The following is a 20,076-nucleotide window of genomic DNA, read 5'->3' on the forward strand; positions in this document are numbered from 1 at the left end:
GCTTCATCGCATCCAACTTCCCGGGCCCGCTATGTCGCAATCACCTCAGCGCCACGACTATCCCCACCTGCAACCGATCCTCACCCGTTGGCAAGACAGCGACCTTAACGGTCATATCGCCGGTGCCACGGTGTACAGCTACTTCGACACCACTATCCAGGCATTCCTCCAGCAGCAGGGCGGTCTGGACCCGCAGGAAGGGGCGGTGGTCGGTTTTGTGGTCAGCTCGGCGGCGGACTTTTTCGCCTTGCCGGCATTTCCCGACACCCTTGAAGTCGGTCTGCGGGTAGCACGCCTGGCCGGCAGCTCTGTGGAGTACCAGTTGGGCCTGTTCCGGGTCGGCGAGGCGCAACCCTGCGCGGCGGGCAAGGTGGTCCAGGTGTTCGTCGAGCGTGCCTCGGGACGGCCTGTGCCGTTGCCGGTCGAGTTGCAGGCGGCGCTGCTGAGCTTGCAAAGCTGAGCCGCGCGCTCAGTCGTTCAGGCAAATGATGCCTTCACGAACCGCAAACAACACCAGACCCGGCACATCATGAATCTGCAGGCGATGCATGATCTGTGAGCGGTGCGCCTCGATGGTTTTCACGCTCAGGCCCAGACCATCGGCAATCGAACGGGTGCTTTCGCCACGGGCGATGAGCCGCAGGATTTCCAGCTGACGGGTCGTCAGCTGCATGGCGTTGTTTGCGGGTGTGCGCTTGCGGCTGTGTTTGACGGCCTGGCCGATGACCATTGGCAGAACCGCCGAGGACAGGTACTGACCGCCATTCTTCAAGGCCTGCAACGCCTGCTCCAGCTCTTGCACGGTGGCACTTTTGAGCAGAAAGCCATGGGCGCCGAGTTGCAGGCAACGCATGACGAAGTCCAGTTCCGAACGTGACGAGAGCATCAGCACGTGGCAGGTCGGTGCGCGCAAATACAACTCGCGCAGGATCTGCTCACTGTCCAGGGTGTCGGCAGTCATGGCCAGAACAATGACATCAGGCTTGAGCCTTTCCGCCAGGGCGACAGCGGTTATGCCATCGCCTGCGTCACCGATTACGGCGTATTGTTTTTTTTGTTCGAGCAACGCGCGCAGGCCGGCTCGAAAGAGCGGCGAGTCGTCGGCAAGTAGGATTCGGCAAAGCATGGGTTCGAGCCTGTTTCGCAAATGTTGGGAGGCGGCAGGTTTGCTCGGTCCGTATGAGCGCTGCCGCGACGGCGCGTGATCAGTATCGAAGGTCTGCTCTCGGTGTCGGCAGCGCAGGTCAACATAGGCGCTCGAACACCGAAGGCAGTATCGGCCGTAATGGCAGATCAAGCCCGTGAATGCTTTCGCTGTGGCCGATCAACAGCAGCCCGCCCGGGCGCAGCCGGGCCAGCAGGCGCTGGACTACCCGTTGCTTGTCATCCTGACTGAAACAGCTCAGCACATTACGCAGCAATATCGCATCGAATACGCCGAGACCATCAGGCAATGCCTGGATCAGATTGATTTGCCGCAAGCTGACGCGCTCACGCAGGGCAGGCTGTACTTGCAGGCGCCCGGCCATTTCGCCAACGCCACACTGGCAGTAGCGCTGCAACCAGCCCCGGGGAAAGTAACGTGCCTGGGCAATGTCGTAGATGCCTTCGCGGGCAAGTCCGAGCATGCCTGGGCTCATGTCGCTGGCGAGGATGCGCCAGTTGTCGTTGACGGCGTGTTCGCTGGCGACCATGGCCAGGCTGTAGGCTTCTTCGCCAGACGCGCAGGCGGCGCTCCAGAGGCGTGTAGGACCGGGGTGCTCAGCCAGCCAGTGGGCAAGGAACTCGAAATGCCGGTGCTCACGGAAGAAATAGGTCTCTTTGGCGACCAGCAATTCGACCACGCGCTGACGCTCGGCATGCTGTTCGGGCAGCGTGAGCAGGTGCAGGTAATCGGCGAAAGTCGCTAGTTGATAGTGTCGCAGGCGTCTGGCCAGACGGGCTGCAATGACCGCACGGCGGTCAGATAGCAGAATCACGCCCGATGCGTGTTCGACCAGTGATTGCAGCTCAAGGAACTGTATTTCGTTGAGCGCGGGTAAGCGTTTGCCGGCCGGCATATCAGCCTCTGCGGGCAATGGGCAGTCGGGTCGGCGTTGCAGAATCGATGCGCATTCCCTGCGTCCATTGGCTGATTGGGGAATGATCAATGATAGCTACTGGCTATTACCGGCAGAATCGGGGTGACCCCTAAGGCCATAAACAAGGTAGGGATAATAGGGCGCTGCAGGGCTTTGCTGAGTCAGCGGGGGATTTGCCTGAACGGCTTGAGCGGTAACGCGGATGGAGCGCTCGAAGTCCCTGCCGGTGAGGGCAGGGACTAAGAGATTGGCTTAAGCCCAGGCACGCTTAGCGGTGGCGCCAGTGCTTCTTGTGCTTGCGATGGCCATAGTGGTGACCACGGTCGTGGTAGTAACGACGGTCGTCATAACCACGTCTGCTATGGCGATAATCGTCCTCGTCCGCTTCTTTGCCCATGTAGTTACCCAGCGCACCGCCGGCACCACCGCCTGCGGCGGCACCCATGTAGCCACCAGTAGTGCCGCCCACGCTGCGGCCGATTGCGTTACCGCCCGCTGCGCCCAAGGCGCCACCGATGGCCGCTTCACCACGGCTGTGCTTGTTCGCACCGACCGCACTGCCTGCTGCGCCGCCAAGGCCCGCGCCGATTGTCGAGCCAGTGCTGCCGCCAATCGAGTTGCCGACCACTGAGCCCAGTACCCCACCCAATGCGCCGCCAATACCGGCTTCGGTGGTGCCACCTGCCGAGGCAACGCCACTGAGCAGGCCGAGAGACAACAACAGAATCGAGGAGTACTTCATCAAGAAAGCCTCATAGGGATGACGAGGCGATCCTGAGGCTGGCGAAGGGGGCTGGCAACGGAAATCCGACGAGTAACACGACTTGTGCACAATTCGCTAAGTTACTGTTTTAACTATGAAACTTTATTGATTTTACGCTGTCTGAGCTTACTTGAGACAAGGCCCCGGCATCGCTGCCAGGGCCTTTTTTTTCGTTCTCGAACAGAGAATGCTGTCACAGGATGCGGGCGTTGTCGCTGGCGGCCAGCAGTTTGATCGCGACGAACTTCGAGGTCGGGGTGTGGCTGCCGTCACCGACGCTTTCCAGCGGCACCAGCGGATTGACTTCCGGATAATACGCCGCCGCCTGACCCGCCGGGATGTCGAAAGCCAGCAGAGTGAAGCCCTTGACCCGACGTTCACGGCCATCGCTCCAGAGCGACACGATATCGGTCTTCTGCCCTGGGTGAAAGCCCAGGCGGATGATGTCGGCCTCGTTGGCGAAGAGGACGTTGCGCTGGCCCTTGACCCCCCGGTAGCGGTCGTCGAGCCCATAGATGGTGGTGTTGTACTGATCGTGGGAGCGCATCGATTGCATGATCAGGTCCGGTACCTGGCCGGTCGCGCGTATGCACTCGTGCAGCAAGTCGTCCGGCAGTCCGTTGGCTTTGAAGTTGGCCCGGCCGCTGGCGGTCTTCCACTGCCGCTGCCCGGCGCTGTTGCCCAGATAGAACCCGCCAGGGTGCTCCAGGCGCTGGTTGAAGTTGTCGAAGCCGGGGATGGTGTCGCCAATCAGGTCGCGGATACGTCCGTAGTCGGCCACCAACCAGTTCCAGTCCACCGGTTTGGCGCCGAGCGTTGCCGCGGCAATGCCGGCGATCACCGCAGGCTCCGAACGCATTTGCCGTGACAGTGGCTGCAGCTGGCCGTTGGAGGCATGCACCATGCTGAACGAGTCTTCCACCGTGACCGCTTGCGGGCCTTCGCTTTGCAGGTCGATGTCGGTGCGGCCCAGGCAGGGCAGGATCAGTGCCTGTTTACCGTGAATCAGGTGGCTGCGGTTGAGCTTGGTGCTGATCTGCACGGTCAGCTCGCAGCTGCGCAAGGCCTGGGCGGTACGTTCGGTGTCGGGCGTTGCCTGGGCAAAGTTGCCGCCAAGGCCGATGAACACCTTGGCTTGACCGGCGAGCATGGCGCCGATCGCTTCTACGGTGTTGTGGCCGTTATGGCGCGGCACCTTGAAGCTGAAACGACGCTCCAGGGCATCGAGCAGGGCCACCGGCGGGCGTTCGTTGATGCCCATGGTCCGGTCGCCCTGGACGTTGCTGTGGCCACGCACCGGGCACAGGCCGGCACCGGGAACGCCGAGATTGCCACGCAGCAGCATCAGGTTGGCGATTTCCTGGATGGTCGCCACCGAGTGGCGGTGCTGGGTGATACCCATGGCCCAGCACATGATGACTTTGCTGGCTTTGCAGTACATCCGCGCGGCTTGTTCGATATCGGCCAGGCTCAGGCCGGACTGGGCCTCGATCTGTGCCCAGGTGGTGTTATCCACCGCTTGCAGATAGTCGGACACACCTTGGGTGTGTTGATTGAGGAAGTCATGATCGAAGATCGCCGGTGCGTTGCTGGCCTGCGCTTCGCGCTCCCACTGCAACAGGAGCTTGGCCATGCCGCGCAACACCGCCATATCGCCGCCCAGCGCCGGACGGAAGTACGCGGTGTTGGTCGGACGGTCGCCGTTGGTGAGCATTTCCAGCGGATGCTGCGGGTGCTGGAAGCGCTCCAGGCCGCGCTCCTTGAGAGGGTTGATACACACCACCTGGGCGCCGCGTTTGACCGCCTCACGTAGCGGTTCGAGCATGCGCGGGTGGTTGGTGCCGGGGTTCTGGCCCCAGACGAAAATTGCATCGGCGTGCTCGAAATCGTCAAACGTCACCGTGCCTTTGCCGACCCCGACACTCTGGCCCAGCGCCACGCCACTGGCTTCGTGGCACATGTTCGAGCAATCCGGAAAGTTGTTGGTGCCGTAGGCGCGCACGAACAGCTGGTACAGATAAGCCGCCTCGTTACTGGCCCGGCCCGAGGTGTAGAACTCGGCCTGGTCGGGGCTGGCGAGGTTTTGCAGGTGACTGGCGATCAGGGCGAAAGCGCCATCCCAGTCGATCGGGCGGTAGCGATCGGTAGTCGGCTCATAGACCATCGGCTCGGTCAGCCGCCCCTGGTATTCGAGCCAGTAATCACTCTGGGCCAGCAGTGAGGTGACACTGTGGCGGGCGAAGAACGCGGCATCGACACGGCGCTTGGTGGCTTCCCAGTTCACTGCCTTGGCGCCGTTCTCACAGAACTTGACCATGCCGCTTTCCGGCGAGTCGCCCCAGGCGCAGCCCGGGCAGTCGAAGCCACCATTCTGGTTGGTCTTGAGCAGGGCGCGGATATTCTTCAGCGCGTTGTCGCTGCCGATCCAGGCCTGGGCCACACTGCGCAGCGCGCCCCAGCCGCCGGCGGCACCGTGGTAGGGCTTGTAACGCGGGACGGGCTTCTGATCGGCTTGGTGGTGCAGACTCACGGTCAATTCTCCAGCACGGGGCTGAACACCCGTGGCGCACTGTGTTTGGGCAGGTGGATCAGGTTGAGGTTGTGGCGACGTGCCCATTGCAGGGCCAGACCGGTCGGCGACGACAGGCTGACCAGGGTCTGGATGCCGGCGCGCAGGACTTTCTGGATCAACTCCAGGCTGCAGCGGCTGGTGACGATCGCCAGGCCGCCGTCGAGGCTGATGTGCTGGCGCAACAGGGCGCCGATCAGCTTGTCGAGGGCGTTGTGCCGGCCAATGTCTTCGCGGCCAAGCAGCAGTTCACCCTGGTTGTTCATGAACAGTGCCGCGTGTACCGCACCGCAGTGCTGGCCCAGCGGCTGGAAAGCATCGATGCGCTGGCGCAGGCCATCGAGCCAGTGCGCGGGCGGCAGCGGGGCGCCAGGCAACACCTTCAGTTCCGGCAGCGCTTGTTCCAGGGCTTCGACACCGCACAGACCGCAGCCACTGGTGCCGGCCAACTGGCGCCGTTGGTTCTTCAGGTTCCAGAAGGCGCGGCTGGCGATTTCCACTTCCGCGCTGATCGCCGAACCCCGGCCGGTGAGCTTGAGGTCATAGATGTCGTCAGGCGAAGTGATAATGCCGCTGCCGAGGCTGAAGCCGACGATAAAGTCTTCAAGGTCGGTCGGGCTTACCAGCATTACCGCCTGGTTGATGCCGTTGTAGGCAATGCCCAGGGCGACTTCTTCGGCCAGCGGTGTGCTGGCCTGGCTGTCATCGGTCAGGTGGCTGTAGTCATAGCGGTTGCTGGCCGCGGGCGCAGTCAGGGGGGCGGACGCCGCGCAGGCCGGAGGTGTTGTGCTCATTAGAGATACCGGCGGCTGGTCTGGTTTAAGCCTAGGCTTGCGCTCGGGTATCGTCTAATCGCTAATGCTGATGCCTTGATAGATGGCGTCGATCAGGCACCGCTTTGCAAGGCTTGGAATTCAGCCAGGCAGGCTTCGGCCAGGGCCGAGCGTGGCGCCGTGCGCCGCATGATCAGGCCCAGTGGCGCGAGGGTGCTGGCCTGCTCGATCGGTTGCAGGCGCAGCCGTTCGGTGAGGACTTCCAGGCCCGCTGCCAGTGGCATGATCGCGCAACACAAACCGCCGCCGACCGCCTGGACCAGCTGATGGACGGCATCGGTCTGTAGCAGCAACCGCGGCTCCAGCCCCCGGCTGTGAAAGTTGTGATCGATCGACTGGCGAAAGTGCATGCCGGCGGTCAGCAGGCCCAGCGGCAGTTCGGTCAATGCCTGCCAGCTTAAGGGCTGCTCGTCGAAGCGAAAATGATCTGGGTCATACAACAGGCCCATGCGTGTTTCACCCAGAGGCAGGGACAGAAAACGCTCGTGGTCCAGGCGTTCGAGGTAGGACACCCCCAGATCCAGACGGTTACTGGTCAACTGCTCAAGAATCTGTTCGGAGCTCAGCGCGCTGAGTTCGAAGTTCAGGTCCGGGTGGTGTTGGTGCAGGCGTTGCAGCAAGGGCAACGGATCGAAGCTCGACAGCGGCACTACGCCCAGGCGCAGGTTACCGACCAGGTGACCGCGACAGGCAGCGGCTTCAGCATGCAGGCCATCGTATGCCGCAATCACTGTACGCGCCCAGGCCAGCACCCGCTCGCCCTGGGCGGTGAAGCCTTCGAAGCGCTGGCCACGGTTGACCAGGGCCAGGTCCAGCTCTTGCTCCAGGTTGCGCAGGCGCATGGACAAGGTCGGTTGGGTTACATGACAGCGGGCGGCGGCTTGGCCGAAGTGGCGGGTTTCATCCAGGGCGATGAGGAATTTGAGTTGTTTGATGTCCATCGTCGCTCCGTGGCGCAAAGCAGGCGGAGCATTCTAACCTGTCCTAGACTCCAGGCTCCGAGATTCATCACCAAGGAGAGCGGTATGAGCATTTTCAGTTTCATCAAAGAGGCCGGTGAGAAAATCATCGACCTGCTGACCCCAGGTAATGCCAATGCCAGCGAGCAATTGCAGAAGCACGTGGAAGCGGTTGGACTCGGCAACCCGAACATCCAGGCCACGGTCGATGGCGACAAGGTGACCGTCACCGGAGAAGTGGCCAGCCAGGAAGAGAAGGAAAAAATTCTTCTGGCGCTGGGCAACATTGCCGGTGTGGCTAGCGTGGATGACCAGATCACCGTGACCGGACCGGTCGTCGCCGCTGCGCGCTTTGTGGTGGTGAAGAAGGGCGATACCCTCAGCGCGATTTCGCTGGCGGTGTATGGCAACGCCAATCTGTACAACAAGATCTTCGAAGCCAACAAGCCGATGCTCAAGCACCCGGACAAGATCTATCCGGGCCAGTCGCTGCGCATTCCCGAGTAATCACAAGCCTTCGAGTAGCGTCCGGTAGTCTTCGACCGCGGCGAACTCCTCGGTATTCCGTGGCCCTTTGCGGCTATCCGGCTGGCGCACCGCAAGCAGGTGTGCCACGCCGAAATCACGAGCGCTGCGCAGGATCGACAAGGTGTCGTCGATAAACAGGCTGCGCTCAGGCGTGAAATTGATATCGGCCTGCAAGGCCTCCCAGAACTGCGGGTTTTCTTTGGGATAACCGTAGTCATGAGAGCTGATCAGGCGTTCGAAGTAGGGCGCAAGTTCCACCCGTTCCAGTTTCAGCGACAGCGAGTCGCGGTGGGCGTTGGTGATCAGGATCACCCGTTTGCCGGCCTGCTTGATGGCCTGGAGAAAAGTGTCAGCGTCCGGGCGCAGGGCGATCAGGTGGGCGGTTTCCAGCTTCAGGTCGCGCACTGAAATATTCAGCTCGCGGCTCCAGAAATCCAGGCAGTACCAGTTCAGCGAGCCGGCGTGCTGCTCGAACAGGGGCTGCATTTCCAGCTCGGCCATTGCCCGGCTGATACCGTGCAGGTCGGCATAGCGCTGGGGCAGGTGTTCGAGCCAGAAGTGGTTGTCGAAGTGCAGGTCCAGCAGGGTGCCGTCCATGTCCAGCAGGACGGTGTCGATGGTGGACCAGGCTAAAACGGGCATATGAAATTCTCGGACAGTCAGGGCAGCGGTGGCCGGGCAAGCCACGGTATAGTAACCCGTTCACGCCCAGGAGCCGCCCCATGCGCCAGAAACCCACCGTCCTCTCCCGCGAAATTGTCGCCAGCAGCCGTCTGTTTCGGGTCGAAGCTGTGCAATTGCGTTTTGCCAATGGTAACGAGCGCACGTATGAGCGTCTGGTGGGGCGCGGCAACGGTTATGGTGCGGTGATGATTGTGGCGATGCTCGATGCCGAGCACGCGGTGCTGGTGGAGGAGTATTGCGGCGGTACCGACGAGTACGAGCTGTCCTTGCCCAAGGGCCTGATCGAGCCAGGCGAGGATGTGTTGGCGGCGGCGGACCGTGAACTCAAGGAAGAAGCGGGCTTTGGTGCGCGTCAGCTCGAGCACCTGACCGAACTGTCGTTGTCGCCGGGCTACATGAGCCAGAAGATCCAGGTGGTACTGGCCACTGACCTGTACGAAGAGCGCCTGGAGGGCGATGAACCGGAGCCGATGCGCGTCGACAAGATCAACCTGCGCGAGCTTTCAGCGCTGGCCCAGCACCCGCAGTTCTCCGAAGGTCGCGCACTGGCAGCGTTGTACCTGGTGCGCGACCTGCTGACGCAACGTGGGGTGTTCAGCGCATGAACGACCAGCAACTGATGCAACAGGTGGTCGGCTTGGCACGCGAGGCGGGCAAGGCCATCCTGCCGTTCTGGCGCGCCGACGTCGCGGTAACGGCGAAAGCCGATGATTCGCCAGTCACTGCTGCTGACCTGGCCGCCCATGAAGTGATTGCCAAGGGTCTGCAGACGTTGGCCCCGGCGATTCCGGTGCTGTCTGAGGAAGATTGCAATATCCCCTTGAGTGAGCGTCAGCAGTGGCAGCGCTGGTGGCTGGTCGACCCGCTCGACGGCACCAAGGAGTTCATCGCCGGTACGGAAGAGTTCACCGTCAATATCGCCCTGATCGAGCAGGGCCGCGTAGTGTTTGGCGTGGTGGCGATTCCTACCAATGGCCGTTGCTACTACGGTGGCCAGGGCATGGGGGCCTGGCTTGAAAAAGCTGAGGGCGTGGCTGAAGCCATTAAGGTGCGCACCAGCCCACCTGCGGGGGAGCGCTTTACCGTGGTCGCCAGCCGTCGACATACCAGCCCAACGCAGGAAGCCCTGCTGGCCGGTTTGAGTACAGCGGTCGGTGAGCTTGAGCTTGCCAATATCGGCAGCTCGCTGAAGTTCTGTCTGTTGGCTGAAGGGGCTGCCGATTGCTATCCGCGCCTGGCGCCGACGTCCCAGTGGGACACTGCAGCCGCGCAAGGTGTGCTGGAGGGGGCTGGTGGGGAAGTACTCGACCTCGATGGCCAGGCCTTTGCCTACCCGCCGCGCGAGTCGCTGCTCAACCCCTTCTTCCTCGCCTTGCCAGCCGCCGCACCGTGGCGCGGCAAGCTGCTGCAACTGGCTTCAACGATGTAGCACGTACTGGCCGCTGAACAGCACGGCGGCCTCATCGCTACCCGCATTGCTGACCCGGGTGTGCAGGTTAAGGCGCGCCCGGCCGCGACGCTGGTAAGTGGCAACGAAGCGTTCCCAGACTTTCTCCTCCGGCGCTGCGCACACGGCGATGGCCGCGCCGGTGACCGGCAGCGGATAGCTGATCTGTCCTTCCTGAATGACGATATGACCATCGTCGATGCCCGCCTCACGCAAGCGCAGGTGCAACCAGCCCCATCCGACCAGCACGGCAGCGCAGTACAGACTGCCGCCGAACATGGTGCTCTTGTGGTTGACATTGGCGGCCAGCGGCAACTGCAGGCGCAGTTGCTGGTGCTGCCAGTCGAGAACCTGCAAGCCCATTTCGCGGGTCAGCGGAATGTCGCCGTGCAGCACAGATTCCAGGTAGCGGCTGTCCGTGGTCATGGGCGGTTATCCTCCATTTCGTCAGGGCTGGTATTGCTGTCGGCGAAGCTCAGGCCATGTTTGCGCAGTTTGTCGTGCAGGGTCTTGCGTGGAATACCCAGTGCTTCGGCAAGGCTGCGCATGGAGCTGTGCGGCTGGGCCAGTTCGGCGGCGATCAGCGAGCGTTCGAATTGCTCGACCTGGTCGCTGAGGTTGCCGCTGGTGGCAGTGACCGGTTGTTCGTGGGCCGGCGCAGGCGCCTCACCGTCCAGCGCCAGCTCCAGCCCGAGGGCGAAGCGTTCGGCGGCATTCTGCAGTTCACGTACGTTGCCTGGCCAGTTGTGACGCAGCAACAGCGCGCGCTGTGCCGGCTGCAAGCTGTTCGCTGGCAGACCGTGGCGTTCGCTCGCGGCATCGGCGAAATGCTGGAACAACACCAGAATGTCATCGCCGCGTTCACGCAGCGGCGGAATGCGCAGCGGTGCGACGTTCAGGCGGTAGTACAGGTCGGCGCGGAAACGCCCCTGGTCGGCGGCCTGACGCAGGTCTTCCTTGGTGGCGGCGATGATGCGGATGTCCAGCGGGATCTGCTGGTTACCGCCCAGACGTTCAACCACGCGCTCCTGCAGCAGACGCAGCAGCTTGACCTGTACGTCCAGGCTCATGCTCTCGATTTCGTCGAGGAACAGCGTGCCGCCATTGGCAAACTCGAATTTGCCGATCCGGCGTTTCTGCGCCCCGGTGAATGCCCCCGGCTCGTGGCCGAACAGTTCGCTTTCGACCACCGATTCGGCCAGGGCGCCGGCGTTGATCGCCACGAACGGGCCGTCGCGACGGCTCGACAGGTCATGCAGGGCGCGGGCGACCACTTCCTTGCCGGCACCGGTCTCGCCGAGGATCAGCACATCGGCGCGGGTCCCGGCGAGAGCGCCGATCTGCTCGCGCAGGCGCAGCATGGGGGTGGAGTGACCGACCAGGCGGGTACTCAGTTGCTGGCGGTCGCTCAGGGCCAGGCGCAGGCTGCGGTTGTCCAGCACCAGGCGGCGCAGGGCCAGGGCGCGGCGCACGCTGTCGAGCAGGGCGTCGCTGGCGAAGGGTTTTTCGAGAAAATCATAGGCGCCCGCACGCATGGCCTGGACCGCCAGCGGCACATCACCGTGCCCGGTAATCAGCAGCACCGGCAGCTCCGGGTCCTGAGCGTGCACCTGTTGCAACAGCTGCAGACCATCAATGCCAGGCATGCGGATATCGCTGACCAGCACGCCGGGCCAGTCCTGTTCGATACGTGCGGCCAGGTTCTGCGCATCGCTCAGCGACAGGACGTTGAGACCGGCAAGATCCAGGGTCTGGCTCAGGGCCTGGCGCAGGTGTGGGTCGTCGTCGACCAGAATCACCTGTACGCGGCTGTCGATGAGCGGCTCGGTCGTCATGCCGATGGGTCCTCCGAAGTTTGCAGATTGGCACCGGGCTTGGCGACGCGCAGCTGCAGGGTAAGCAAGGCGCCACCTTCCGGGTGGTTGCCGAGCAGCAACTCGCCGCCCAGCGCGCGCATCAAGGTATCGCAGATCGCCAGGCCCAGGCCAAGCCCCTGGGTACGCGTCTTGGTGGTGAAAAACGGTTCGCGCGCACGGGCCAGCGCTTCGCTGGTAAAACCCGGGCCGTTGTCGCGAATGTACAGGTAGACGTTGCCGTCGCGCTGTTCGGCACTGAGCATGAGTTTACGCGGGTTGGCTTTTTCGGTCAGGGCATCAAGGGCGTTGGCCAGCAGGTTGCCCAGCACCTGGCGCAGGCGGGTTTCACCGGCCTGGACCCACAGCGTCGCATCCGGCAGGTCGCGCACCAGCTCTACCGCCATGGCACGGCGGCGCTTGGCCAGCAGGGCCAGGGCGTCATCCAGCGCCGGTTGCAGTGCCACGCTTTCCGGCGCATGCCTGTCGCGGCGGGCGAAGGCGCGCAGGTGGGCAATGATCGAAGCCATGCGTCCGGTCAGTTCGCTGATCAGTTTGAGGTTGCTGCGGGCGTCGTCGGTACGCTGGTGATCGAGCAGGATCTCGGCATTTTCGGCATAGCTGCGGATCGCCGCCAAGGGCTGGTTGAGCTCGTGGCTGATGCTTGCCGACATGGTCCCCAGCACCGACAGTTTGCCGGCCTGGACCAGCTCGTCCTGCGCGCGCACCAGTTCCTGCTGGGCTTGCTCGCGCTCCAGTACCTCGTCTTTCAGGCGGCTGTTGAGCCCTTCGAGGTCGGCGGTGCGCTCAATCACGCGTTTCTCCAGCTCCTGGCGGGCATGCGCCTCGAAGTCGATACGGTCCATGTAATGGCGTCGGCGTTGCATCATCAGGCCCAGCAACAGCATCAGTACCAGCAGAGCGGCGGCGCCGATGGCGACCACGGTGTTCACCGAGCGGTCGATCAGGGTTCGCGGGGCAAGGATGCTGACCTGCCAGCCGGTTTCCTCAATCGCCTGGGTCTGGATCAACCAGGCCGCCTGGTCAAGGTTCAGTGGCTGCGGGGCCTGGGTCGGGTAGGGCTGGATGGCGGTAATCGCTTCGCGTTCGGCATCGCTCAGCGGCCGGGTGGCTCGAAAGCGCCAGTCCGGACGTGAAGTGAGGATCACCACGCCGTTATGGTCGGTCAGCAGCAACTGCTCGGGGGTTTTGCCCCACAGGGTTTCGGTGTGATCCAAGTCGACCTTGACCACCAGCGCGCCGATGATCTGCTCACCATCGCGTACCGCGGCGGCGAAGAAATAGCCACGCTTGGCTGAGGTCGTGCCCTGGCCGAAGAAGCGCCCCAGGCGGCCGGCAATCGCTTCGGTGTAGTACGGGCGGAAGGCGAAGTTGCGACCGACGAAGCTGTCGTGCTTGTCCCAGTTAGACGCCGCCAGGGTATTGCCCCGGGCGTCCATCAGGTACATGACTTCGGCGCCGGTCTGGCTGGCGATGTCCTTGAGCAGACGGTTGGCGTTAGTCAGAGTTTCCAGGCGCAGCGGATCGGCCAGCACCGCGCGCAGGGCGGGCAGGTCGCCAAGGATCTGCGGCAGCGTTTCATAGCGATGCAGGGTGCCCAGCAGGTTGGCGACGTACAGGTCCAGGGTCTGGCGGTTCTGGCCGGCCAGTTCGCCTTGGTAATAGTGTTTGGCCAGGTGCTGCAAGGGCCAGAGCAAGGGCGCCAGGCACACCGCCAGCAATGCCAGACTGCGCCATCGAGGGCGGCGGGGAAGAGGTGGAATCTTGGTCATGGTAACTGCGCCAGAATGATCTGGCGCATTATGCGCTACTTCAGGCAGTCGATCAGCGCTTGCTGCCAGTGCGGTTGGCTGACCTGCCACTCGCGTTGCAGGCGGCTGCAATCGAGGCGCGAGTTGTGCGGACGACGGGCCGGGGTAGGGTACTCGCTTGAAGAGATCGGGAGCAGCTCGGCGCATGGCAGCCCCTGGGCCTTGAGTTGCTCGCCGATGGCCTGGGCAAAGCCAAACCAGGAGGTTTCACCCTGAGCGGTCAGGTGGTAGGTGCCCCACGCGCCAGCCTGGCCTGCCTGCCAGCGTTCGATCAGAGCCCGGGTGCTCAGCGCGATGGTACCGGCCCAGGTCGGTGCGCCGATCTGGTCAGCGACGATGCGCAGCTCCGGCTTTTCCTGCAGCAGGCGCTGCATGGTCAGCAGGAAGTTACGCCCATGGCGCGAATACACCCAACTGGTCCGCAGGATCAGGTGCTCGCCACCGACCACGGCAATGGCCTGTTCACCGGCCAGCTTGCTGCGCCCGTAGACGCCCAGCGGATTGGGCACATCGTCTTCGGTGTAAGGGGCGTCCTTGCTGCCGTCGAACACGTAGTCAGTGGAATAGTGAATCAGCGGAATTCCCAACTTCGCGGCTTCTTCGGCGAAGATGCCCGGTGCCTTGGCATTGATTGCAAACGCCAGTTCCGGCTCGCTCTCGGCTTGATCCACTGCCGTATGAGCGGCAGCATTGATGATCAGGTCAGGCTTGAGCGCCTGCACCCGCTCGCGGATGCAGGCGGGGTGGGCCAGGTCGAGCTGGTTACGACCCAGGACGTGCAACTGGCCAAGGGCGCCCAGGTGCTGTTGCAGCTCCCGGGATACCTGGCCGTGCTGGCCGCTGATCAGGATATTCAGTCGGCGTGCGGTCATGGGAGCAGGTCCAGCTCTTTCAGCGATTTACCGGCTTGGTCCTTGGCGGACAACTGCGGTGCTTCAGTCAGTTGCCAGTCGATGGCCAGGTCTGGATCATCCCAACGAATGCAGCGTTCAGCGGCTGGGTTGTAGTAGTCGGTGGTTTTGTAGAGAAATTCGGCGCTGTCGCTCAACACGACGAAACCGTGAGCGAAACCTTCCGGTATCCAAAGCTGGCGGCGATTGTCGGCAGACAGCCTTACTCCGACCCACTGCCCGAAGTGCGGGGAACTGCGGCGGACATCGACAGCAACATCCAGCACTTCACCGTGGGTCACGCGAACCAGCTTGCCTTGGGTATTTTCCAGTTGATAGTGCAGCCCACGAAGTACGCCTTTCTGCGACTTGGAGTGGTTGTCCTGGACAAAGGTTGTGCAAACGCCGGTTTTTTCTTTGAACACCTCGGCGTTGAAACTCTCGTAGAAAAAACCGCGGTCATCGCCGAATACTTTCGGTTCGAGGATCAGTACACCCGGCAGATCAGTAGTAATTACGTTCATTAATGTTCTTCAGCCAAGGCATAGAGGTATTGTCCGTAGCCGGTCTTGCCGAATGCCTTGGCACGTTCCAGCAAATGCGAGCGATCGATCCAGCCTTGCTGGAACGCGATCTCTTCAAGGCAGGCAACCTTCAAGCCCTGCCGATGTTCGATGGTCTGCACGTACTGCGAGGCTTCCAGCAGGCTGTCGTGGGTACCGGTATCGAGCCAGGCAAAGCCACGACCGAAACGCTCCACACGCAGATCGCCGCGTTGCAGGTAGGCGTTGTTGACGTCGGTGATTTCCAGTTCGCCACGTGGCGACGGTTTGACGTTCTTGGCTATTTCCACCACATCGTTGTCGTAGAAATACAGACCGGTCACCGCATAGGGAGACTTGGGCTTGGCGGGTTTCTCTTCGATCGACAGCGCGCGGCCGTGTTGGTCGAAGTCGACAACACCGAAGCGCTCCGGGTCCTTGACCAGATAGCCGAACACCGTGGCACCAGACGGCTGCTTGATGGCACGCAACAGTTGTTCGCTGAAGCCCTGGCCGTGGAAGATGTTGTCGCCCAGGATCAGGCAGACCGAATCGTTGCCAATGAATTCTTCACCGATCAGGAAGGCCTGGGCCAGCCCATCCGGAGAAGGCTGTTCGGCGTAGCTCAGTTCGATACCGAACTGGCTGCCGTCGCCCAGCAGTTGTTTGTATTGGGGCAGGTCGTACGGGGTGGAAATCAGCAGGATTTCCCGAATACCGGCGAGCATCAGCACCGAGATCGGGTAGTAGATCATCGGCTTGTCGTAGATCGGCAGCAGTTGCTTGGAAACACCCAGGGTGATGGGGTGCAGGCGGGTGCCGGAGCCTCCGGCCAGAACGATACCTTTGGTCATGCAATAAGATCCTTGAAGTCGCTGGCGCCCAGGCGTTGGCCTTGATAACTACCGTCTTGAACCCGCTGGCACCATTCCAGGTTGTCCAGGTACCACTGCACAGTCTTGCGCAGGCCGGTTTCGAATGTCTCTTCCGGGACCCAGCCCAGTTCGCGCTCGATCTTGCTGGCGTCGATGGCGTAACGCTGGTCGTGGCCAGGGCGATCCTGAACGTAAGTAATCAGGTCGGCATAGTTGGCAACGCCTGCCGGACGTTGTGGCGCGAGCTCTTCGAGCAAGGCGCAGATGCCCCGGACCACATCGATGTTTTTCTGTTCGTTGTGCCCACCGATGTTATAGGTCTCACCGACCTTGCCCTCGGTAACCACCTTGAACAAGGCACGGGCATGATCTTCGACGAACAACCAGTCGCGTACCTGCAGGCCATTGCCATAAACAGGCAGGGGCTTGCCGGCCAGCGCATTGAGAATCACCAGCGGAATCAGTTTTTCCGGGAAATGGAACGGCCCGTAATTGTTCGAGCAGTTGGTGATCAGTACAGGCAGGCCATAGGTGCGTTGCCAGGCGCGGACCAGATGGTCGGATGCCGCCTTGCTCGCAGAATAGGGCGAGCTGGGTGCATAAGGCGTGGTTTCGGTGAACAGGTCATCGACGCCATGCAGGTCGCCATACACTTCGTCGGTGGAGATGTGATGGAAGCGGAACGCTGCACGTTCCTGCGCTGGCAGTGTCAACCAGTAGGCGCGGGTCGCTTCCAGCAGGCTGTAGGTGCCGACGATGTTGGTTTGAATGAAGTCTGACGGCCCATCGATCGAGCGGTCGACGTGCGACTCCGCCGCCAGATGCATGATTGCATGGGGCTTGAATCGCTCAAGCACCGTACTGACGGTTGCCTGATCAGCAATATCGGCGCGGACGAATTCATAGCGGGTATTGGTCGCGATGCTGGTGAGCGATTCCAGATTGCCGGCATAGGTCAGTTTGTCGAGGTTGAGAACCTCGTGCTCGGTGGCGCTGATCAGGTGGCGAATCAGGGCTGAGCCAATAAAACCGGCTCCGCCGGTTATGAGTATGCGCATATCCAGTGACCTTTGATGAATCTTAAGATGATCTGCTCAAGCCTAGCTTGCGGGCAAACCCGTGCAAGGCAGTTACGCCGCTACGGCAGGGTGCTGCGGTACACCTCGTTGTTCATCGCTTTTTCCTGGCCGTACTTGCTTATCGGCAAAAGCGGTGGCGATATAAGCAACAAAAAAATGAGGTCTCACCATGCCGCTCAGTACCTTGCTCCACCGCTCCAGCCAGCCTTGTCCCGACGTCAGCGAGCAGCAGGCGCTGCAGGTATTGCAGGAGCACTATGGGCTCAGTGGTTCTTTGCAACCTTTAGGTAGTCAGCAAGACCTGAACTTTCGTGTCGATAGCGCCCAGGGACGCTATGTGCTGAAAATCTGCCACGGCGATTATACCGTTGCTGAACTGGAAGCCCAGCACGCGGCGCTGAGCTACTTGCTCGAACGTGGTTTACCGGTGCCCGCCGTAATCGCTGCAGGTTCCGGGGAGCAACTGCTGGCGCTGGACCTGGACGGTCAGCCCCTGCGTGTACGCCTGCTCGACTACATCGAAGGGCAGTCGTTGACCCGCCTGAAGTACATGGCCCCGCAATTGGTCGCTGAGTTGGGCAGGTTGTGCGCGCGCATCGACCAGGCGCTGGCCGGATTCACCCATCCAGGACTTGAGCGCACGCTGCAATGGGACCCACGCCATGCCCCGGCCCTTATCGCTCATCTGTCGCCAGTACTCTCCGATGGGCCGCGCAAGGCGCAGCTGCTAGCCGCCACCGCCAAGGCCGAGCAGTGCCTGCAACCATTGATCGAGCAACTGCCGATGCAGGCCGTGCATCTGGACATCACCGATGACAACGCTGTCTGGCAACGTGACGAGCAGCGGCAATGGCAGTTGCAAGGGGTCATCGATTTCGGTGATCTGCTGCACACCTGGCGAATCGCCGACCTGTCGGTAACCTGCGCGGCCTTGCTCCATCATGCCGAGGGCGATCCGCTGCGCATCCTGCCTGCCGTCCAGGCCTACCATGCGCTCAATCCGCTGACCGAAGCCGAGCTCAAAGCCCTTTGGCCGTTGATCGTTGCACGCGCTGCGGTGTTGGTGCTCAGCAGTGAGCAGCAGTTGAGCGTCGATCCGGGCAACGGCTACATTCGTGACAATCTCAGTCACGAATGGGAAATCTTTGACGTCGCCACCAGCGTACCGTTCGAACTTATGGAAGCGGCGATTGTGCAGGTTGCCGGTTTCGATCTGCCCGCATTGCCGCTGCAAGCAGGCCAACTACTGCCTGGCTTGCAGGCCAGCACCGTCACCCCCGTGGACCTGGGTGTATTGAGCGGTCACTTCCAGGCTGGCAACTGGGAACAGCCCGGTATCGATCAGCAGCTGTTGCGCGAACAGGCCGGAACACAAGGTGCAGCCTGTTCGCTCTACGGTCAGTATCGTCTGTCGCAAACCCATATCGACAACCCGCAAGAGCCGCGTACCTTTGCTTTGCATGTCGAGCTGCAGGTGGCGGCGACTACCGAGGTGCAAGCGCCTTGGGCGGGGGTCTGGGTGCAAACGGCAGAGGGGCAGGGCTGCCTCAAAGGCGAGCAGTGCAGCCTGTGGTTGCGTGGCCTGGAGGATGCGCCTGACTCGGGGACGCAATTGAACCCAGGGCAGCGCCTGGGGCAGACCGACGGAGTCTTGCGGATCCAGCTGTGCCGGGTCGCGGATCTGTATCCGCCATCTTTCGTTGTGCCGTCGCGAGCTGCCGCCTGGCAGGCGCTGTGTCCGTCGCCGCAAGCATTGCTGGGGTTCGCCTGTGAGGCCGAGCCGCTGGTCGATGCGCAACAATTGCTGGAACGCCGCGACGCCAGCTTTGCCCGCTCGCAGAAGCACTATTACGAGCAGCCGCCGCACATCGAACGCGGCTGGCGCAACTACCTGATCGACATGCAGGGGCGCTCGTACCTGGACATGCTCAACAATGTCGCGGTACTCGGCCACGGTCATCCACGCATGGCCAGCGAATCGGCACGGCAGTGGTCGCTGGTCAACACCAACTCACGCTTCCATTACGCGGCCATCGCCGAGTTCTCCGAGCGGTTGCTGGAGCTGGCGCCTGACTCCATGGACCGGGTGTTCCTGGTCAACAGCGGCACCGAAGCCAACGACCTGGCGATTCGCCTGGCGTGGGCCTACAGCGGTGGCCGCGACATGCTCAGTGTGCTGGAGGCCTATCATGGCTGGTCGGTGGCCACCGATGCGATTTCCACCTCGATTGCCGACAACCCTCAAGCCCTGAGCACCCGGCCTGACTGGGTGCATCCGGTCATTGCACCGAACACTTACCGCGGCGCCTATCGCGGCGAAGACAGCAGCGCCGAGTATTTGCGCGATGTCGATGCCAAGCTGCAGGCTTTGGCTGCCGAGCAGCGTCAATTGGCCGGATTCATCTGTGAGCCGGTGTACGGCAACGCCGGCGGCATCTCCCTGCCAACGGGTTACCTGCAGCAGGCGTATGCCAAAGTCCGGGCCGCGGGTGGTGTATGCATCGCCGACGAAGTACAGGTCGGCTACGGGCGGCTGGGTGAGTATTTCTGGGGCTTCGAGCAGCAGGGCGTGGTGCCGGACATCATCACCATGGCCAAGGGCATGGGCAATGGCCAGCCCCTGGGGGCGGTGATCACCCGTCGGGAGATTGCCGAAGCGCTGGAAGCCGAGGGTTACTTCTTCTCCTCTGCTGGCGGCAGCCCGGTCAGTTGCCGGATCGGCATCGCCGTACTCGATGTCATGAAGGAAGAGGGCTTGTGGGACAACGCCCGCGACGTTGGCAGGTATTTCAAGGCGCGCCTGCAGGCATTGGTCGATAAACATCCGCTTGCCGGTGCCGTGCATGGCTCGGGCTTCTACCTGGGCCTGGAGTTGATACGCGACCGCAGCACACTGGAGCCGGCCAGCGCAGAAACCACCACCCTGTGCAACCGCCTGCGCGACCTGGGGATCTTCATGCAGCCTACCGGCGACTACCTGAACATCCTCAAGATCAAGCCGCCGATGTGCACGACCCGTGAAAGCGTGGACTTCTTCGTCGACAGCATCGACAGGGTCCTGTCAGAAGAGCTCTAGCCCGCGGGCTGATAGCCGCTTAAGTCGATTGTTATCGGCTTAAGCGGCTTTTTTACGACTGAATA

At 62.1% G+C, this 20,076-nt stretch carries 19 protein-coding genes; 5 read left to right on the plus strand and 14 right to left on the minus strand.

What is annotated here, in order from left to right; genetic code table 11:
* Positions 1-31 precede the first annotated feature (31 nt).
* The gene (locus PSAKL28_RS01400) at positions 32-460 is read left to right on the plus strand and encodes an acyl-CoA thioesterase (protein WP_038605640.1); all 429 of its coding nucleotides are present in this window, start codon (positions 32-34) and stop codon (positions 458-460) included.
* Between the two features lie 9 nt (positions 461-469).
* On the opposite strand, the gene PSAKL28_RS01405 is transcribed toward PSAKL28_RS01400, so the two are convergent.
* The 6 genes from PSAKL28_RS01405 to PSAKL28_RS01430 all read right to left on the minus strand — a co-directional run bounded on the left by PSAKL28_RS01405 (position 470) and on the right by PSAKL28_RS01430 (position 7,187).
* Positions 470-1,126, minus strand: a complete 657-nt coding sequence (locus tag PSAKL28_RS01405; protein ID WP_038605643.1) for a response regulator — start codon at positions 1,124-1,126, stop codon at positions 470-472.
* 118 nt (positions 1,127-1,244) lie between these two features.
* Positions 1,245-2,060 (minus strand): CheR family methyltransferase, encoded by an 816-nt coding sequence (locus tag PSAKL28_RS01410; RefSeq protein ID WP_038605646.1) that lies wholly within the window; start codon positions 2,058-2,060, stop codon positions 1,245-1,247.
* A 289-nt stretch (positions 2,061-2,349) separates the two neighbouring features.
* Positions 2,350-2,826, minus strand: coding sequence for a glycine zipper domain-containing protein (locus PSAKL28_RS01415; RefSeq protein WP_174446934.1), 477 nt, complete (start codon positions 2,824-2,826; stop codon positions 2,350-2,352).
* A gap of 211 nt (positions 2,827-3,037) precedes the next feature.
* Positions 3,038-5,374 (minus strand): FdhF/YdeP family oxidoreductase, encoded by a 2,337-nt coding sequence (locus tag PSAKL28_RS01420; RefSeq protein ID WP_038605649.1) that lies wholly within the window; start codon positions 5,372-5,374, stop codon positions 3,038-3,040.
* 2 nt (positions 5,375-5,376) lie between these two features.
* Entirely contained in the window at positions 5,377-6,207 is an 831-nt protein-coding gene (fdhD, locus tag PSAKL28_RS01425) for a formate dehydrogenase accessory sulfurtransferase FdhD (RefSeq protein WP_038605652.1), read from the minus strand.
* A 92-nt stretch (positions 6,208-6,299) separates the two neighbouring features.
* On the minus strand, positions 6,300-7,187 hold the full coding sequence (locus tag PSAKL28_RS01430; RefSeq protein ID WP_038605654.1) for a LysR family transcriptional regulator: 888 nt from the start codon (positions 7,185-7,187) through the stop codon (positions 6,300-6,302).
* Positions 7,188-7,271: 84 nt separating this feature from the next.
* Here PSAKL28_RS01430 and lysM point away from each other — a divergent pair, with 84 nt between their 5' ends.
* On the plus strand, positions 7,272-7,712 hold the full coding sequence (gene lysM / locus PSAKL28_RS01435) for a peptidoglycan-binding protein LysM (protein WP_038605656.1): 441 nt from the start codon (positions 7,272-7,274) through the stop codon (positions 7,710-7,712).
* On the opposite strand, the gene yrfG is transcribed toward lysM, so the two are convergent.
* Complete coding sequence (gene yrfG, locus PSAKL28_RS01440) at positions 7,713-8,375, minus strand: GMP/IMP nucleotidase (protein WP_038605659.1); 663 nt, start codon at positions 8,373-8,375, stop codon at positions 7,713-7,715.
* Positions 8,376-8,455: 80 nt separating this feature from the next.
* Here yrfG and nudE point away from each other — a divergent pair, with 80 nt between their 5' ends.
* Together nudE and cysQ are read left to right on the plus strand one after the other, a co-directional pair.
* Positions 8,456-9,022, plus strand: coding sequence for an ADP compounds hydrolase NudE (gene nudE / locus PSAKL28_RS01445; protein WP_038605661.1), 567 nt, complete (start codon positions 8,456-8,458; stop codon positions 9,020-9,022).
* Positions 9,019-9,846: a 3'(2'),5'-bisphosphate nucleotidase CysQ gene (gene cysQ / locus PSAKL28_RS01450; protein ID WP_038605663.1), complete on the plus strand. Its 828-nt coding sequence runs from the start codon at positions 9,019-9,021 to the stop codon at positions 9,844-9,846. The genes nudE and cysQ overlap by 4 nt, the downstream gene beginning before the upstream one ends.
* On the opposite strand, the gene PSAKL28_RS01455 is transcribed toward cysQ, so the two are convergent.
* Genes PSAKL28_RS01455 through rfbB form a run of 7 tightly spaced genes read right to left on the minus strand, consistent with a single transcriptional unit; the run spans position 9,835 to position 16,914 of the window.
* A complete protein-coding gene (locus tag PSAKL28_RS01455) occupies positions 9,835-10,290 on the minus strand; it encodes a YiiD C-terminal domain-containing protein (protein ID WP_038605666.1) in 456 nt (151 codons plus the stop codon). The genes cysQ and PSAKL28_RS01455 overlap by 12 nt on opposite strands.
* Positions 10,287-11,699, minus strand: coding sequence for a sigma-54-dependent transcriptional regulator (locus tag PSAKL28_RS01460; protein ID WP_038605669.1), 1,413 nt, complete (start codon positions 11,697-11,699; stop codon positions 10,287-10,289). The genes PSAKL28_RS01455 and PSAKL28_RS01460 overlap by 4 nt, the downstream gene beginning before the upstream one ends.
* The gene (locus PSAKL28_RS01465; protein ID WP_038605672.1) at positions 11,696-13,510 is read right to left on the minus strand and encodes a sensor histidine kinase; all 1,815 of its coding nucleotides are present in this window, start codon (positions 13,508-13,510) and stop codon (positions 11,696-11,698) included. Before PSAKL28_RS01465 ends, PSAKL28_RS01460 begins: the two co-directional genes overlap by 4 nt.
* Positions 13,511-13,545: 35 nt before the next feature.
* Positions 13,546-14,421: a dTDP-4-dehydrorhamnose reductase gene (rfbD, locus tag PSAKL28_RS01470; RefSeq protein ID WP_038605675.1), complete on the minus strand. Its 876-nt coding sequence runs from the start codon at positions 14,419-14,421 to the stop codon at positions 13,546-13,548.
* Entirely contained in the window at positions 14,418-14,963 is a 546-nt protein-coding gene (gene rfbC / locus PSAKL28_RS01475; RefSeq protein WP_038605677.1) for a dTDP-4-dehydrorhamnose 3,5-epimerase, read from the minus strand. The genes rfbD and rfbC overlap by 4 nt, the downstream gene beginning before the upstream one ends.
* Positions 14,963-15,835, minus strand: a complete 873-nt coding sequence (gene rfbA / locus PSAKL28_RS01480; protein ID WP_038605679.1) for a glucose-1-phosphate thymidylyltransferase RfbA — start codon at positions 15,833-15,835, stop codon at positions 14,963-14,965. Before rfbA ends, rfbC begins: the two co-directional genes overlap by 1 nt.
* Positions 15,832-16,914: a dTDP-glucose 4,6-dehydratase gene (rfbB, locus tag PSAKL28_RS01485; RefSeq protein ID WP_038605682.1), complete on the minus strand. Its 1,083-nt coding sequence runs from the start codon at positions 16,912-16,914 to the stop codon at positions 15,832-15,834. The genes rfbA and rfbB overlap by 4 nt, the downstream gene beginning before the upstream one ends.
* Positions 16,915-17,104: 190 nt before the next feature.
* Here rfbB and PSAKL28_RS01490 point away from each other — a divergent pair, with 190 nt between their 5' ends.
* Positions 17,105-20,011, plus strand: coding sequence for an aminotransferase (locus PSAKL28_RS01490; protein ID WP_038605684.1), 2,907 nt, complete (start codon positions 17,105-17,107; stop codon positions 20,009-20,011).
* Positions 20,012-20,076 lie beyond the last annotated feature (65 nt).

Source organism: Pseudomonas alkylphenolica, from assembly GCF_000746525.1.
GTDB classification, from domain to species: domain Bacteria; phylum Pseudomonadota; class Gammaproteobacteria; order Pseudomonadales; family Pseudomonadaceae; genus Aquipseudomonas; species Aquipseudomonas alkylphenolica.